This is a genomic window from Halorubrum rutilum, from assembly GCF_042665015.1.
GTDB classification, from domain to species: Archaea; Halobacteriota; Halobacteria; order Halobacteriales; family Haloferacaceae; genus Halorubrum; species Halorubrum rutilum.
In genome coordinates, this window is the sequence record NZ_JBHTBL010000011.1 from 361,644 (window position 1) to 374,678 (window position 13,035).

Here is a 13,035-nt window from a genome sequence, read left to right on the forward strand (position 1 = left end):
CGGAGTCGCGCTTCCGTCGCCGGCTACGGTTCCGTCGCCGGGACCTCGGTCGCCTCCGAGCCGCGGGCGGCGTCGCCCTCGCAGCCGTCGTCGAGGCCGTCGATCGGCGCGCCCGAGGCCCCGCGGTCGGCGGCGGACGCGTCGGCGCCGAACTCCTCCTCGACGAACCACCGTAACACGCGTCCCTCGGCGCGGTGGAGCGTCTCGCTGCAGGTCGACTTGGCGATGTCGCGCTCGGCGGCCAGCTCCGTCAGCGTGCACCGCCGCGGCGTGTCGTAGTACCCCGCCTCGATCGCGGCGCGGACGAGGTCGCGCTGGGCCTCGGTGAGGACCGGCTCCGGCCCGTCGCCGCCCGCCGACTCGACCGTGGCGCCCGCGGCCGCGAGCCGCCGGCCGAACGCGGAGAGCCGCTCGCGGTCGCCGACCGCCGCGAGCGTCGCCCGCCCGTCCGCGACCTCGACGGGGGGTTCGACCGGAGCGCCGGCCCGCCGCGCGGCCGCGACGTACGACGGGGGCGGTCCGGCGACGCGGACGACGGTCTCCGCCGCGCGTCGCTCGACGACGTCCACGTCGTCGACGCGGTCGAGATCGCGGATCCCCTCGACGACGCCGGCGCGGTCGACGCCCGTCACCGCCAGCGCGGTGACGTCCGCGTCGTCCGCGGCCGCGGTTCCAGTCACCCGGAGCGTCGCGTCCGGGAACGACCGCGAGACCGCCCCGAGCCAGGAGTCGGCCGGGAGGTCGAGACGCAGTCGCGTCCGACTCATCGGTTCCACCTCGCGACCGCCGTCCCGCGGTGATCTCGGCGCATTCACACGACGCTACGGCGTCCCCCTCCCTCCCGCTGTCCCTTCATTCGTTTCGGAATTAAGGCGCTCGCCGGTCGGTCGGCGACCCCCCGCCGCGATCGGTGGACCGAAGTGGGCCGCGTTCGACCCCGGCCCCATGGAGACGACGGAGGCGTTCACCGGGCTCTCGTGCGTCGACTGCGCCGGGGCGTTCGACGCGGCGACGGCGACCCACCGCTGTCCCGACTGCGGCGGGATCTTGGACCCCGACTACGACTACGACCGGGTCGACCTGACGCCCGCGGCGCTCGCGGAGCGACCGTTCGAGTCGATGTGGCGGTACGCGGAGCTGCTCCCGTTCGCGCCGGGGACGGCGGTGACGCTCGGGGAGGGCGCGACGCCGCTGGTCGACTGCCCCGCGCTCGCCGACGCGATGGGCGTCGGCCGGGTCCTGTTGAAGGACGAGGGCGCGAACCCGACGGGGACGTTCAAGGACCGCGGGCAGTCCCTCGCGATGACCGCCGCGCGCCAGCACGGCGCCGAGGAGGTCGCGCTGAACAGCGCCGGCAACGCGGGGCAGGCGGCGGCCGCGTACGCCGCGCGGGCCGACCTCGACGCGCACGTGTTCCTCCCGTCGCGGGCGGGGTTCACGCAGAAGGCGATGACGGAGGTCCACGGCGCCGACCTCACGGTGGCCGATCCGATGGACGGGAGCTCGCAGATCGGCGACGCCGGGGCGGCGTACGCCGACGCGATGGAGGACCACCCCGACTGGTACTCGGCGAAGACGTTCGTCACGCCGTACCGGCACGAGGGGAAGAAGACGATGGCGCTGGAGCTGCTCGAACAGCTCGACTGGGAGGCGCCCGACGGGGTCGTCTACCCGACCGGCGGGGGCGTCGGGCTCGTCGGGATGCACAAGGCGGCCCGCGAGGTCCGCGACCTGGGGTGGACCGACGGGCTCGTCCCGATGTACGCCGCGCAGGCGGCGGGCTGTGCGCCGGTCGTCGACGCCTACGAGGCGGGCGCCGACCGCCACGAGCCGGTTCCGAACGACGAAGTCGACACGGCCTGTAACGGGATCGCGATCCCGGACCCGGGCGCGAGCCACCTGATCCTCGACGCGGTCCGGGAGTCCGACGGCGGGGCGGTGGCGACGACCGACCGCGCGATCCTCGACGCCGCGATCGAGGTCGCCCGGTCGGAGGGGCTGGAGGTCGGCGCGACCTGCGCGGCCGCCGTCTCGGGGGCGTTCGCGCTCGCGGAGTCGGGCGAGTTCGGTCCCGACGACACCGTCGTCCTGCTGAACACCGGCGCGGGCAACAAGGACGTCGACGCGCTCCGGGCGCACCTCGGGGAGCGGGAGGCCGCGGCCGAGGGCGAGATCGACTTGTGAGATCGCGAGCCGACGCTCACATCTCCCAGTAGTCGACGTCGCCGTCGACCTCGTAATACCCCTCCAGCGAGCGCTCCTCGCTGCCGCCCGGCGGCGACCCGACGTAGACGCCGAACGTCTCCGAGTCGGGGTAGACGGTCACGTCGGGCTCGGTCATCGTCGATAGCGCGAGGTAGCGGACCGGCTCGTCGCCCTCGTTGACCACGCGGTGCGCGCCGGACGCGTCGGCCGCGAACGCGACGTAGTCGCCCGCCTCGACCGCGTGCGTCTCGCCGTCGTGGCGGATGGTCGCCTCGCCCGCGAGGACGTAGAGCGCCTCCTCGTTGGCGGTGTGGTAGTGGTACGGCCACGACTTCGCGCCGGCCGGAAGCTCGTAGAGGCTACAGCCGATCCCCTCGCCGCCGGCCGCCTCCGCGAGCCGCTTCCGACGGAACCGCGTCTCGCCGCGGTCGGTCTCCGCCCAGTCGAGCTCGTCCTCGTTAACGCGTGGCATGGCCGTGGCACTCGGGCCGCGGGCAAAACGGTTCGGGGGTCGCGAGCCGCGTCGCCGCGGACCGCCGGCGGACCGACCGGCGGTCCGGGGCGCGGCCGGCCGCCGAACCGGAACCACTACGGCGGGCGGTCGCCACCCCTCGCGCATGGAACTCGGCGTCATCGGACTCGGGCGGATGGGGCGGATCGTCGCGGACCGGTCGCTGGCGGCGGGCCACGACGTGGTCGCGTTCGACCTCTCGGCGGAGGCGACCGCCGCGGCGGCCGAGGCGGGCGCGGAGGCGGCCGACTCGATCGCGGACCTCTGCGAGCGGCTGGACGGCTCGGACGGCTCGGACGGCGACGAGGGCGGCAAGCGCATCTGGCTCATGGTGCCCGCCGGCGACGCGGTCGACGCCACGCTCGCGGACCTGGAGCCACACCTCGACGCCGACGACGTGGTCGTCGACGGCGGGAACTCCCACTTCGAGGAGTCGGTCCGGCGCGCCCAGGGGACGGACGCGGCCTACCTCGACTGCGGCACGTCGGGCGGCCCGGCGAGCGCCGAGGCGGGCTTCTCGCTGATGGTCGGCGGCCCGGCGTGGGCGTACGAGGCGATGGTCCCCGTCTTCGACGCGGTCGCGACCGGGCCGGCCGGCCACGACCGGATGGGCGAGTCGGGGGCGGGCCACTACGTGAAGATGGTCCACAACGGCGTGGAGTACGCGCTGATGCAGGCGTACGGCGAGGGGTTCGAGCTGCTCGCCGAGGGCCGGTACGACCTCGACACGGAGTCGGTGGCGCGCACGTGGAACAACGGCGCCGTGATCCGGTCGTGGCTGCTGGAGCTCTGCGAGGAGGCGTTCCGCGAGGAAGGCAACGACCTCGGCGACGTGGCCGATCACGTCGCCGGCGGCTCCACCGGGACGTGGACGGTCGAGGAGGCGCTCGAACAGGAGGTCCCGGTGCCGCTCATCTATCAGGCGCTCGCGGAGCGGTTCGACTCCCGGAACGAGGGCCGCTTCTCCCGGCGGCTCGCGAACCGACTGCGATATGGCTTCGGCCGTCACGAGGTCGCGCGGCGGTCCGACGGGGAGTAGCGGGTCGCGGGCTCCGCGTTCGATCGACCCCCGCTTTCTTCCGATTATCGACTTCGATCGGCCTCCGGGCAACGCTTATATAGTATCGTGGCAGAGGATGACACGCACAGCATGTTCGAGCGATTTTCGAGCGGGTACTACCTGGGGGAACTGTACGTCGAGCCCCACGACGGCGAACGCGCCGTCATCCGGCGGGCCGACCACGAGCACGTCAACGAGCAGCTCTACGCGGACGGCGAGGGGGTCGAGCGGCTCGACGCGCCCCTCGTGATGAAGGTCGGCGGCGGGCACATCCCCGTCGGCGGCGACGACGACGTGCCGAGCGGAACGCTCGCGGTCCCCCACGAGATCGCGGACGAGAGCCTTCCGGACCGGCGGAACGTCCTGCTGGCGGACGCGGACCGGGCGGAGACGCTGCTGCGCTGGGAGGGCTGGGAGCCGCACGTGAACGCGTGATACGAGACCGGTTCCGTTGAGTTCGTTTTCGGTGGCATCTGCGCTCCGGTTGGTGGGTTATAATTAGTCGTTCACGGATCGGTGGGAAACCCCTCCAAAGCTCCAGCCGTCTGTTTATAAACGGTTGACCGCGGATCGGCGGGTGACACCTCCAAAGCCCCAGCCACGAGGAGCGCGCACGCTCGCTGCGTTCCTCGGTCGCTCACTCCGTTCGCTCCTTGCGGTACTTACGTCGCCTGCGCGCTCCTCGTGGCTGCCCCTTTGAGACCCGCCCCGCACGGCACCGCACGGCACCTCACGCCTCCCCAGCCTCGTCGGTCGCCCTTCGCGTTGCTCCGGGCGACCGACTCCCTCGCACCGTCGGCTCGCGGCCCTTCGGGCCGCTCACCGGGGCGCGCCACCGCGACGGTTTATAACTTGTTTCGAGATTCTTCCCGCCACAGACGCACCTTTTAGGTCGCCGGGGGTCGCCGTTCGGGTATGATCGACAGGCTGCTCGGGCGCGCCGAGCTGAAGGAGCGGATCGCGGAGTTAGAGGAGGAGAAGCGCCACCTCGAACGCCGCGCGGAGGCCGAGGAGGAGCGCCGCTCGGACGCGGTCGCCGACCGCCAGCGCGCCGAGGAGCGCGTCAACGAGCTCGAACACCGGATCGAGTCGCTGGAGGAGCGCCTGAGCCGCGCGGAGGGCGAGGAGGCGTCCGTCGAGTTCCGGCGCGTGAGCGACGCCCGCGGCCCGCGCCTGTCGGACATCCTCGACCGGTTTCGGGCCGTGGAGAGCGACGACCCGGAGGGGCTGCTCACGGCGTTCGTCCCGAGCGACGACGCGGTGCCGACGAGCGTCTCCGAGTGGTTCGGCGACCGCACCCGGTTGGTTCGGCGGGCCGCGCCCGCGGTCGTCCTCGCCGACGACTCGGGCGCCGTGAGCGCGGCGATCGCGCCCCCGATCGAGCCCGAGCCCTTCGACCGGTGGGCCGACGCGTTCCGCCTGGAGGCGGCGTGGTTCCGGCCGACCGGCCGGTTCGCCTTCGCGGTGGTCCGCTCGGACACGTTCGCGCTCGGCACCTACGAGGGGCGTGAGCGCGTCGCCTTCGAGGGGTTCACCTCCGACGTGAAGGAGGCCCACTCGAAGGGGGGGTTCTCGCAGGGGCGCTTCGAGCGCCGCCGCGAGGGCCAGATCGACGACCACCTGAAGAAGGCGAACCGGGAGCTGGCGGCCGTCGCCGACGCGGACGACGTCGACCGCGTGATCGCCGTCGGCGAGCGGAGCGCCCTCGGCGAGGTCCGCGAGCGCGCCGACGTCACCGACGTCTCGGACGCGACGGGGAAGCCGAAGGCCGCCCTCGAAGACGCCTTCCGCGACTTCTGGACCGCTCGGGTCCACGCGATCTGACGGCTCGCACCGGTCTGACGCCCCCGGTCGACGCCCCCCGATCCGACGCTCCGCTCCGCCCCGACCTCGCTGCCGCGGGGGACAGGCCTATCACCGCGACGCGCGGTAGTGAATTCATGACACGGTCGGGTTCGGACCCCGCGGTTCGGTCGGTCGTCGTCGCCTCGCTCGCCGCCGTCCTGCTCGTCGCGGCGCTCCCCCTCACCGGGGGCGTCGCGGTCGGGGGCGCGGAGGCCGCGGGGGAGCGCACCTTTCACGGGTCGGTCGGCCCCCAGTCGCTCGACGGGGAGACGAGCGTCTCGGTCGCGGCCGGGGACCGGGACGAAGACGCGACGCGGGTCGCCGACGCCGCCGCGAGTCAGGTCGCCGACGCCGACGCGATCCGCCTGCGGAACGAGCTGTCCCTGACCGCCGAGCCCGGGACGATCGGGGTGACGACGCGGGCGGCGCTCCCCGACCGAGTGACGGAGTTCCGGGTGACCCTGCTCAGCGCGAACGGCGCCGCGGTCGAGCCGGACGGGTTCGAGCGGGCCGGCGACGTCGCCCCCGGCGAGTCCGTCTGGGAGTGGGACGGCGAGACGGCGACCCCGTCGCTCAGCTACGCGATCGACGCCAACGACACCGTCGAGGAGACGGGACCGCTCGGCGCCCGCGGCACCTATCGATTCGTCGACACCGGGGAGTGGGCGCTGGTCAGGACGCCGCGGACGAGCTCGGTCTGGTCGTACACCGGACGGTACGAGGGCCAGGTCCGGCTGACGCGCGAGAACGTCGTCGACGGCGAGGGGGCCGCCTCGGGGGCGATGGCGTTCCTCGGCCCCCACGAGGAGCGCGTCCGCGAGGCCGGGGGACAGCGCTACCGGCTGATCGTCCCCGCCGCGGCCGACGCCGAGGCGACCCCCGACGAGGTCTTCGACGCCTTCGAGTCGGCGTCGACCGCGCTGCAGGTCGGCGCGAGGGACGAGACGGTGTTCGCGGTCGCCGCCCCCACGGACGGCGTCTCGTGGGGCGTCCGCGGGCTCCAGCTCGGCGACGCCGACCTGTGGGTCCGCGACGCGGAGCCGGCGGGCACGGCCGACGACGTCTGGACCCACGAGTACGTCCACACGCGGCAGGCGTTCCGGACCGAGGCGAGCGGCCGCTGGATCACCGAGGCGAGCGCGACGTACTACGCCGCGCTGTTCGCCTTGGAGCGCGGCGCCGCCGACTTCGACGAGTTCGAGGCGACCCTGGCCCGCGGCGAGCGCGACCCCGACGCCTCGGCGGTGCTCGCCGACCCCGGGACGTGGGAGCGGAACCCGGACTACACCAAGGGCGCGCTCGTCGTCGGCGAGATCGACCGCCGGCTCCGCGTCGCGACAGACGGGAGCGCCTCGCTCGCGACGGTCGTCCGCGAGCTGAACGCCGCGGGGGAGCCGGTCGGCAACGGCGACGTCCTTGACGCGATCGAGGCGGCCGCGGCCGACGGCGCCGACGCCGAGACCGCCGCCGCGGTCCGCGCGGAGGCCGAGCGCCTGACGACCGCGCGGGAGGCCCCCGAGACGTGGGACCGCGCGGCCCACGCCGAGGCGTTCGGCGAGACGCCGGCGCGCGTCGGCTACGCGGTCGCCGCCGACGGCGTCCGCGCGACCGGCGAGTACCGCGACCGGCCCGTGGTCCGCGACCCGGTCGAGCTCGTCGCGGGAGAGGCGCTCGCGGTCGACGTCGACGTCGCCAACACGGGCGGGGCCGCGGGCGAGTACGACCTCGCGCTGACGGTCGACGGCGACGCGGTCGCGACCCGGACGGGCTCGGTCGACGCCGGCGCGGAGACGACCGAGCGCTTCGAGCACGCCTTCCCGGAGCCCGGCGAGTACGCCGTCCGGATCGCCGGCGAGCGGCTGTCCGTCGTCGTCTCCGAGCCCGCGCCGCCGTCGGTCCGCGACGTCTCGGCCGACCCGGACCGCGCGAGCGCCGGCGACTCGGTTCGCGTGACCGCGACCGTCGCCAACGACGCGGGGCTCCCCGCCGGCGGCGACGTCGAGTTCCGCGTCGACGGCGAGACGGTCGCCGCGGTCCCCGTACGACTCGATTCGAACGACGAGACGACGATCGCCCGGAACGTCACGCTCGGAGAGCCGGGGGAAACCGGTGGAACCGACGGCGGCGACCGCGAGGTGACCGTGAGCGTCGCCGGCCCCGAGGACGAGGCGTCGACGACCGTCACGGTCGAGCGCGAGGGCCTCGGCGGCGGCGCGACCGACGACGGCGCGCCCGGATTCGGCATTGTCGTCGCAGCCGTCGCGGTGGTCGCCGCCGCCGGGCTGCTCGGCCGACGCGACCCCTGATCAGAACGGCGCCTCGGGCCCCTCGTCGGTCGGATCGTCGGCGTCGCCTCCCCGATCGGATTCCCCGTCCGGCGTCGCGATCAGCTCCTCCCCGGCGCGCTCCCACCCCTCGATCCCGTCCCGGAGGCTCTCGACGCGCGCGTCCTCGACGCCGGCGTAGCTCCCGATCAGCTGGGCCGCCTGTCGGCTGGCGACTCCGTGCGGGCAGACGGTCACGATCCGGGAGGCGCCCGCCAGCTCCTCGATCCGGGTCGTCAGCTCCGGGAACGGGACGGGCTCACTTCCGGGGAGGTGGCCGCGATCGAACGCCCGCCGGTCGCGGATGTCGACGATCCGGAGGTCGGCCGGGGGATCTTCGCCCTCGCCGTCGAGGAGCGCCGCCAGCTCCTCGGGGTCGATCTCGCCGTCCATCAGGAGAGCGGACAGAGGCTCGCCGTGAGCACGGCCCGCTCGTCCGTGTCGTTGCGTGCGCCGTGGACCGCGCCGCGCTCGTTCGGGACCACCGCGGGCGCCGCGAGCGCCGCCTCGGTCCCCTCCCTGACGACGGTCGGCTCCCCCTCGATCACGTGGAAGACGTTGGTCGCGTCGGCGTGCTCGTGCGGGTCGACGGCGGCGTCCGGGCCGAGCGCGAACGCCTTGACGAGCACGTCGTCGGTGACGACGAGCTCGGCGGTCTCCACCTCGCCCGGCGCGGGGTCGAGGTCGTCGACGGCGTCGGCGTATCTGTCGAGCGTCATGGCCGACCGTGGTCCCGTCGATACAAAAGCGTCGTGGCGGGCGCTACTCGCGAGCGCCGGGCGGGAGGGGGTCGGCGTGGTCGGCGATCGCCTCCGCGACCCGGTGCGGCTCCTCGTGGACGACCCAGTGCGTCGCGGCGTCGAGGGTCAGCAGTCGGCCCTCGGCGCAGCGCTCCACGCTCCGGCCGGCCATCCGCTTGGTGAGGAACCGATCCTTCGCGCCCCAGATCACCAGCGTCGGGACCTCGACGCGGGTGCGTTCGGGCTCGGGGCGGTCCCGGACGATCGCTCGGTACCAGTTCACCATCGCCTCGAAGGCGCCTTCGCGGTTCCACGCGCGGCGGTAGCGTCGAATGTCCTCGTCGCTGAACGTCCCCGGATTGCTGGAGTCGCGGAGTCCGCGGACGGCCAGCCGCCAGTTCCCCGCGCCGGCGACGGCCTCGGGGAGCTTCGGGAGCTGGAACGCGAGCATATACCAGCTCTTGAGCCGCTGGTCCCACGAGGTCCGCAGCGTCTCCCTGAAGACGGTCGGATGCGGGACGTTGACCGCGACGAACTCGGAGATCCGGTCGGCGTGATGGAGCGCGAGCCACCACCCGACCGCCGCGCCCCAGTCGTGACCGGCGACGGCGGCGATGTCGCGGCCGTACGCGTCGATCACGCCGACGACATCGCGGGCGAGCTCGCCGATCCGGTAGTCGCTCACGCGCGGCGGCCTCTCGGAGCAGTTGTACCCGCGCTGGTCGGGGACCACGACGCGGTAGCCCGCGTCGGCGAGCGCCGCGATCGCCTCGTGCCAGCCGTACCAGAACTCGGGGAACCCGTGGAGCAGGACGAGCAGCTTCCCGTCCTCGGGGCCCGCCTCGACGACGTGGAGCCGGACGCCGTTCGTCTCGACCGCCCGCGACTCGCCCGGCACCGACTCGGGGACCTCGTCGTCCGGGACGTCGGCGTCGAGGGCGTCGACCCCGCGGACCGCCTCGGTCGTCGCGTCGCTCATGCGTTCCGCTTCGCGCGCCCGCGGCAAATAGCTACGCTCCCGCCGCCTCCGGTACGCCCCCGTCGTCTCCGGGACGGTCACTCCGCCTCCGGTACGCTCCCGCCGTCTCCGAGATCGAAATCCTCAAGCCGCTGGCAGGCGCTCTCTGGGATATACTCGCGTCGCCGACGCGCGGTCGACGAGGCGCGGGCCGGCCGCCGGCTCGCGCCCCGATGTCGACCCCCGCCCCGATCGGACCGCCGGGTGCTCGCGGCGCGACCGGTCGGACCGTCCCGCGGCGCCGCGACGCCGGGGACACCCGTCGCATACCATGGCACCGGACACGTCACCCTCGGACGAGACCGTTTCGGACTCGTCCGGCCCGAACCGATCGCCCCCGGCCGACGCGGAGCGAGCGGTCTCGAACGTCGTCCTCGTCACGATCGACTCGCTGCGGGCCGACGCGATCGCGCCGTACGACGCGGACCGGATCTCGCCGGTGCTCGCCGACCTCGCCGACGACGGGACCGTCTTCGACCGAGCGTTCGCGACCGGGAACTGGACCCCCTTCTCGTTTCCCTCCATCCTCGCGTCGGAGCCGGTGTTCGCCCGGAACGGCGACATCGGCGTGAAAGGCGCGCGGACCCTCGCCTCCGTGCTCTCCGAGGCGGGTATCGCGACCGGGGGGTTCAACGCCGCCAACGGCTTCCTCACGTCTCACTGGGGGTATCCCGAGGGGTTCGACGAGTTCGAGCCGTTCGTCACCAGCGTCGGGTCGAGCCGGTACAGCCGGTACCTCGCCGCGCACCCGACGGTCGAGGCGTGGATCCAGCTGTTCGCCTCGCCGTTCCGCCGGCTCGGCTCCAAGCTCCGCGGGGAGAGCGACGAGCGCCCCTTCCTCGACGCCTCGCGGATGTTCGACGTCGAGGACGCCGCCACCGAGTTCATCGACGAGACGGACGGCCCGTTCTTCCTGTGGACCCACTACATGGACACCCACACGCCGTACGTCCCGGCGCCGCGGTACATCCGCGAGGTGTCGGACGGGCTCGTCGGGACCCACCGGATGCTCCACGCGCACACCCGGACGAGCCTCGGGCTGGAGGTCGGCGAGCGGACCCTCCGCGAGCTCCGGACGCTGTATCAGGCGACCGTCAAGCAGGTCGACGACAGCGTTGGGCGCGTGCTCGACGCGCTGGAGGCGGCCGGCGTCGCCGACGAGACGGCGATCGTGGTCGCTGGCGACCACGGCGAGGAGTTCCAGGAGCACGGCCACCTCGCGCACTACCCGAAGCTGTACGACGAGCTGGTCCGCGTCCCGCTCGTCGTGAACGTCCCCGGCGAGGACGGCGGGCGCGTGTCAGAACACGTCGGGCTCGACGCGGTCCCGCCGACCGTGGCCGACCTCTTCGGCGTCGAGTCGCCGCCGGAGTGGCGCGGGGAGTCGGTCGCGCCCGCGGTCCGTGGCGACGCCGAGCCCGACCAGGACCCCGTCGTCTCCGTCACCGTCCGCGGCGAGGAGGTGACCGAGCAGCCGATCCCGCGGTCGATGGCCGACGGCGACCTCCTCGTGAGCGTCCGGGACGCGGAGTGGACCTACATCGAGAACGCGGACACGGGCGAGACGGAGCTGTACCACTGCCCCTCCGACCCGACCCAGCAGATGGATCGCTCCGCGGACCCGACCGACGAGGAGCTGGCCGTCGTCGAGCGGTTCGCGCCAATCGCCGCCGACCACGTCGCCGAGCTCCGCGACCGGGAGGCCGACGCCGCCGGGGACGACGAGGTCGACGAGGACCTCGAAGCCCGGCTCGAGGCGCTCGGCTACCGGTGATGGTCCGGGCGTTCCTCCGCAACCTCCGCAGCGGCCCGATCGCCGTCCAGATGCGCCGGTTCGTCATTGTGGGCGCGTTCACCGCCGGGATACAGCAGGGCCTGCTGTGGGCGTTCGTCGACGCCGCCGGGCTCAACTACCTGATCGGCGCGACGATCGCCATCGAGATCACGATCCTCCTGTCGTACGTGTTCAACAACGCATGGACGTTCGAGGCGACCCAGCACACGGGCGTCGGCCAGTACCTCCGCGGCATGCTCAAGACGAACCTCGTGCGCGGGACCGCGATCCCGATCCAGCTCGGGATCCTCTACGGGCTCGTGGAGTGGGGCGGGATCATGTACCTCGTCGCCAACGTGATGGCCATCTTCGTCAGCGGGCTCTACCGCTTCGCGCTCGACTCGCAGTGGACGTGGGGGTGACCGCGGTACGGTGGTGGTACGGTGGTGGTACGGGCACGCCAAGCCCCCGGTCAGAACGGGAGCCGCGGCTCGACCCGGGCGATGACGTCGCGGATCGCCTCCTGCTTGTAGTAGCCGATCACCGACGCGAGCACGACGACGAGGATGAGCGCGATCCCGGAGAGGAAGCGCCCGCTCGCGAGCTCGCCGCCGGCGTACACCGTGAGCACGTACGCGGGGAGCCGGCCGACGGCGATGACGCCCATGAACGCGGGGAGCCGCCACTTCGTGAGGCCGCTCAGGAAGCAGATCGCGTCGTCCGGGAGCCCGGGGATGATCACGAACGCGAACAGGCCCGGGAGCCCGACCGTCTCGACGAAGCCGTCGAAGCGCTCGACGACGTCCTCGTGGAGCACGTCCTCGACGAACGACCGGCCGTAGCGCTTCGACAGCGAGAACGCGATCGCGCTCCCGATGAGCACCCCGGTGACGCTGTAGACGGTGCCGGCGAGCGGCCCGAAGAGGTACCCCGCGACGAGGGCGACGACCTGTCCCGGGACCGGCGCGACGATCACCTGGATCGCCTGGATGGCGACGAACACGAGCGGGGCGAGCACGCCGAACTGCCGGAGCCAGAGGCGGAGCGCCTCGGCGTCCATCAGGAACGCGGCGTACTCGCGGACGAAGAGGTAGAGGGCGACGAAGCCGACCGCGACGGCGACGGCGGCGAGGATCCCCCGCCGTCTGTCCGACGCAGAGGCGAAGAGCTTCATTCGTGTTACACCCGGCCAGCGGCGGACTTGAAGCTTGTTAAAGGAGGGATGGGATCCGGGGGCGTGCGGACCCGTCTCATACGTATCGATACAGAGAGCGATCGGGGGCGACACGCAGGTATGCGGTCGGATGTCTCTGTGCGGTCTTAAAAACGGATGCGGGAGAAGTGGGCCGGCACGAATTTGAATCGTGGTTACGGCCACCCGAAGGCCGAAGGATACCAAGCTACCCCACCGGCCCGCACTTGATAGAAGGCCGTTCGCTCTTTTAACCTTTCCGAAACGGGGGACGACCGAGGGGACTCGGCCGCGCGGCAGTCGGTCAGATCGTCCGTGAATTCGTAGGCATTGCGGGCTCTTGAGGTCCCAGTCGCTCGCTCATAA

At 73.0% G+C, this 13,035-nt stretch carries 13 protein-coding genes and 1 tRNA gene; 7 read left to right on the top strand and 7 right to left on the bottom strand.

The annotated features are described in order from the left end of the window. Positions 1-23: 23 nt before the first annotated feature. Complete coding sequence (locus tag ACFQMF_RS13320) at positions 24-767, bottom strand: helix-turn-helix domain-containing protein (RefSeq protein ID WP_256408278.1); 744 nt, start codon at positions 765-767, stop codon at positions 24-26. A gap of 178 nt (positions 768-945) precedes the next feature. On the opposite strand from ACFQMF_RS13320, the gene ACFQMF_RS13325 reads away from it, so the two are divergent. Next, entirely contained in the window at positions 946-2,184 is a 1,239-nt protein-coding gene (locus tag ACFQMF_RS13325; RefSeq protein WP_256408279.1) for a threonine synthase, read from the top strand. Between the two features lie 16 nt (positions 2,185-2,200). Here the strand turns inward: ACFQMF_RS13325 and ACFQMF_RS13330 are convergent, their stop codons facing one another. Further along, positions 2,201-2,677 carry a cupin domain-containing protein gene (locus ACFQMF_RS13330; protein ID WP_256408280.1) on the bottom strand — a complete coding sequence of 159 codons (477 nt, stop codon included), beginning with the start codon at positions 2,675-2,677 and terminating at the stop codon, positions 2,201-2,203. Between ACFQMF_RS13330 and ACFQMF_RS13335 the strand changes: the two genes are divergently transcribed. The 4 genes from ACFQMF_RS13335 to ACFQMF_RS13350 all read left to right on the top strand — a co-directional run bounded on the left by ACFQMF_RS13335 (position 2,676) and on the right by ACFQMF_RS13350 (position 7,927). Next, positions 2,676-3,755: a decarboxylating 6-phosphogluconate dehydrogenase gene (locus ACFQMF_RS13335; protein WP_303654683.1), complete on the top strand. Its 1,080-nt coding sequence runs from the start codon at positions 2,676-2,678 to the stop codon at positions 3,753-3,755. The two genes, ACFQMF_RS13330 and ACFQMF_RS13335, sit on opposite strands and share 2 nt — an antisense overlap. A 111-nt stretch (positions 3,756-3,866) precedes the next feature. Further along, positions 3,867-4,211 carry a DUF5802 family protein gene (locus ACFQMF_RS13340; RefSeq protein WP_256408423.1) on the top strand — a complete coding sequence of 115 codons (345 nt, stop codon included), beginning with the start codon at positions 3,867-3,869 and terminating at the stop codon, positions 4,209-4,211. A 480-nt stretch (positions 4,212-4,691) separates the two neighbouring features. After that, positions 4,692-5,600 (top strand): Vms1/Ankzf1 family peptidyl-tRNA hydrolase, encoded by a 909-nt coding sequence (locus ACFQMF_RS13345; RefSeq protein WP_256408282.1) that lies wholly within the window; start codon positions 4,692-4,694, stop codon positions 5,598-5,600. Between the two features lie 116 nt (positions 5,601-5,716). Further along, the gene (locus tag ACFQMF_RS13350) at positions 5,717-7,927 is read left to right on the top strand and encodes a CARDB domain-containing protein (RefSeq protein WP_256408283.1); all 2,211 of its coding nucleotides are present in this window, start codon (positions 5,717-5,719) and stop codon (positions 7,925-7,927) included. On the opposite strand, the gene ACFQMF_RS13355 is transcribed toward ACFQMF_RS13350, so the two are convergent. From ACFQMF_RS13355 to ACFQMF_RS13365, 3 genes are read right to left on the bottom strand one after another with little or no spacing between them, the layout of a single operon-like run. Continuing rightward, the gene (locus ACFQMF_RS13355) at positions 7,928-8,338 is read right to left on the bottom strand and encodes a rhodanese-like domain-containing protein (protein WP_256408284.1); all 411 of its coding nucleotides are present in this window, start codon (positions 8,336-8,338) and stop codon (positions 7,928-7,930) included. After that, positions 8,338-8,664 (bottom strand): cupin domain-containing protein, encoded by a 327-nt coding sequence (locus ACFQMF_RS13360; protein ID WP_256408285.1) that lies wholly within the window; start codon positions 8,662-8,664, stop codon positions 8,338-8,340. Before ACFQMF_RS13360 ends, ACFQMF_RS13355 begins: the two co-directional genes overlap by 1 nt. Before the next feature lie 43 nt (positions 8,665-8,707). Beyond that, positions 8,708-9,664, bottom strand: a complete 957-nt coding sequence (locus tag ACFQMF_RS13365; protein ID WP_256408286.1) for an alpha/beta fold hydrolase — start codon at positions 9,662-9,664, stop codon at positions 8,708-8,710. Between the two features lie 310 nt (positions 9,665-9,974). Here ACFQMF_RS13365 and ACFQMF_RS13370 point away from each other — a divergent pair, with 310 nt between their 5' ends. Together ACFQMF_RS13370 and ACFQMF_RS13375 are read left to right on the top strand one after the other, a co-directional pair. Then, positions 9,975-11,477, top strand: coding sequence for a sulfatase (locus ACFQMF_RS13370; RefSeq protein ID WP_256408287.1), 1,503 nt, complete (start codon positions 9,975-9,977; stop codon positions 11,475-11,477). Next, the gene (locus ACFQMF_RS13375) at positions 11,477-11,899 is read left to right on the top strand and encodes a GtrA family protein (RefSeq protein ID WP_256408288.1); all 423 of its coding nucleotides are present in this window, start codon (positions 11,477-11,479) and stop codon (positions 11,897-11,899) included. The genes ACFQMF_RS13370 and ACFQMF_RS13375 overlap by 1 nt, the downstream gene beginning before the upstream one ends. 50 nt (positions 11,900-11,949) lie before the next feature. Here ACFQMF_RS13375 and ACFQMF_RS13380 read toward each other — a convergent pair whose 3' ends face one another. Both ACFQMF_RS13380 and ACFQMF_RS13385 read right to left on the bottom strand, forming a co-directional pair. After that, entirely contained in the window at positions 11,950-12,651 is a 702-nt protein-coding gene (locus tag ACFQMF_RS13380; RefSeq protein ID WP_256408289.1) for a TVP38/TMEM64 family protein, read from the bottom strand. A 168-nt stretch (positions 12,652-12,819) separates the two neighbouring features. Then, positions 12,820-12,892 (bottom strand) — tRNA-Pro (locus tag ACFQMF_RS13385). Positions 12,893-13,035: the final 143 nt, after the last annotated feature.

What these genes read in the sequence shown, in the direction of transcription:
- ACFQMF_RS13320 (WP_256408278.1), bottom strand. Translation starts at nt 767, where the DNA reads ATGAGTCGGACGCGACTGCGTCTCGACCTCCCGGCCGACTCCTGGCTC.
- ACFQMF_RS13325 (WP_256408279.1), top strand. Translation starts at nt 946, where the DNA reads ATGGAGACGACGGAGGCGTTCACCGGGCTCTCGTGCGTCGACTGCGCC.
- ACFQMF_RS13335 (WP_303654683.1), top strand. Translation starts at nt 2,676, where the DNA reads ATGGCCGTGGCACTCGGGCCGCGGGCAAAACGGTTCGGGGGTCGCGAG.
- ACFQMF_RS13330 (WP_256408280.1), bottom strand. Translation starts at nt 2,677, where the DNA reads ATGCCACGCGTTAACGAGGACGAGCTCGACTGGGCGGAGACCGACCGC.
- ACFQMF_RS13340 (WP_256408423.1), top strand. Translation starts at nt 3,867, where the DNA reads ATGTTCGAGCGATTTTCGAGCGGGTACTACCTGGGGGAACTGTACGTC.
- ACFQMF_RS13345 (WP_256408282.1), top strand. Translation starts at nt 4,692, where the DNA reads ATGATCGACAGGCTGCTCGGGCGCGCCGAGCTGAAGGAGCGGATCGCG.
- ACFQMF_RS13350 (WP_256408283.1), top strand. Translation starts at nt 5,717, where the DNA reads ATGACACGGTCGGGTTCGGACCCCGCGGTTCGGTCGGTCGTCGTCGCC.
- ACFQMF_RS13355 (WP_256408284.1), bottom strand. Translation starts at nt 8,338, where the DNA reads ATGGACGGCGAGATCGACCCCGAGGAGCTGGCGGCGCTCCTCGACGGC.
- ACFQMF_RS13360 (WP_256408285.1), bottom strand. Translation starts at nt 8,664, where the DNA reads ATGACGCTCGACAGATACGCCGACGCCGTCGACGACCTCGACCCCGCG.
- ACFQMF_RS13365 (WP_256408286.1), bottom strand. Translation starts at nt 9,664, where the DNA reads ATGAGCGACGCGACGACCGAGGCGGTCCGCGGGGTCGACGCCCTCGAC.
- ACFQMF_RS13370 (WP_256408287.1), top strand. Translation starts at nt 9,975, where the DNA reads ATGGCACCGGACACGTCACCCTCGGACGAGACCGTTTCGGACTCGTCC.
- ACFQMF_RS13375 (WP_256408288.1), top strand. Translation starts at nt 11,477, where the DNA reads ATGGTCCGGGCGTTCCTCCGCAACCTCCGCAGCGGCCCGATCGCCGTC.
- ACFQMF_RS13380 (WP_256408289.1), bottom strand. Translation starts at nt 12,651, where the DNA reads ATGAAGCTCTTCGCCTCTGCGTCGGACAGACGGCGGGGGATCCTCGCC.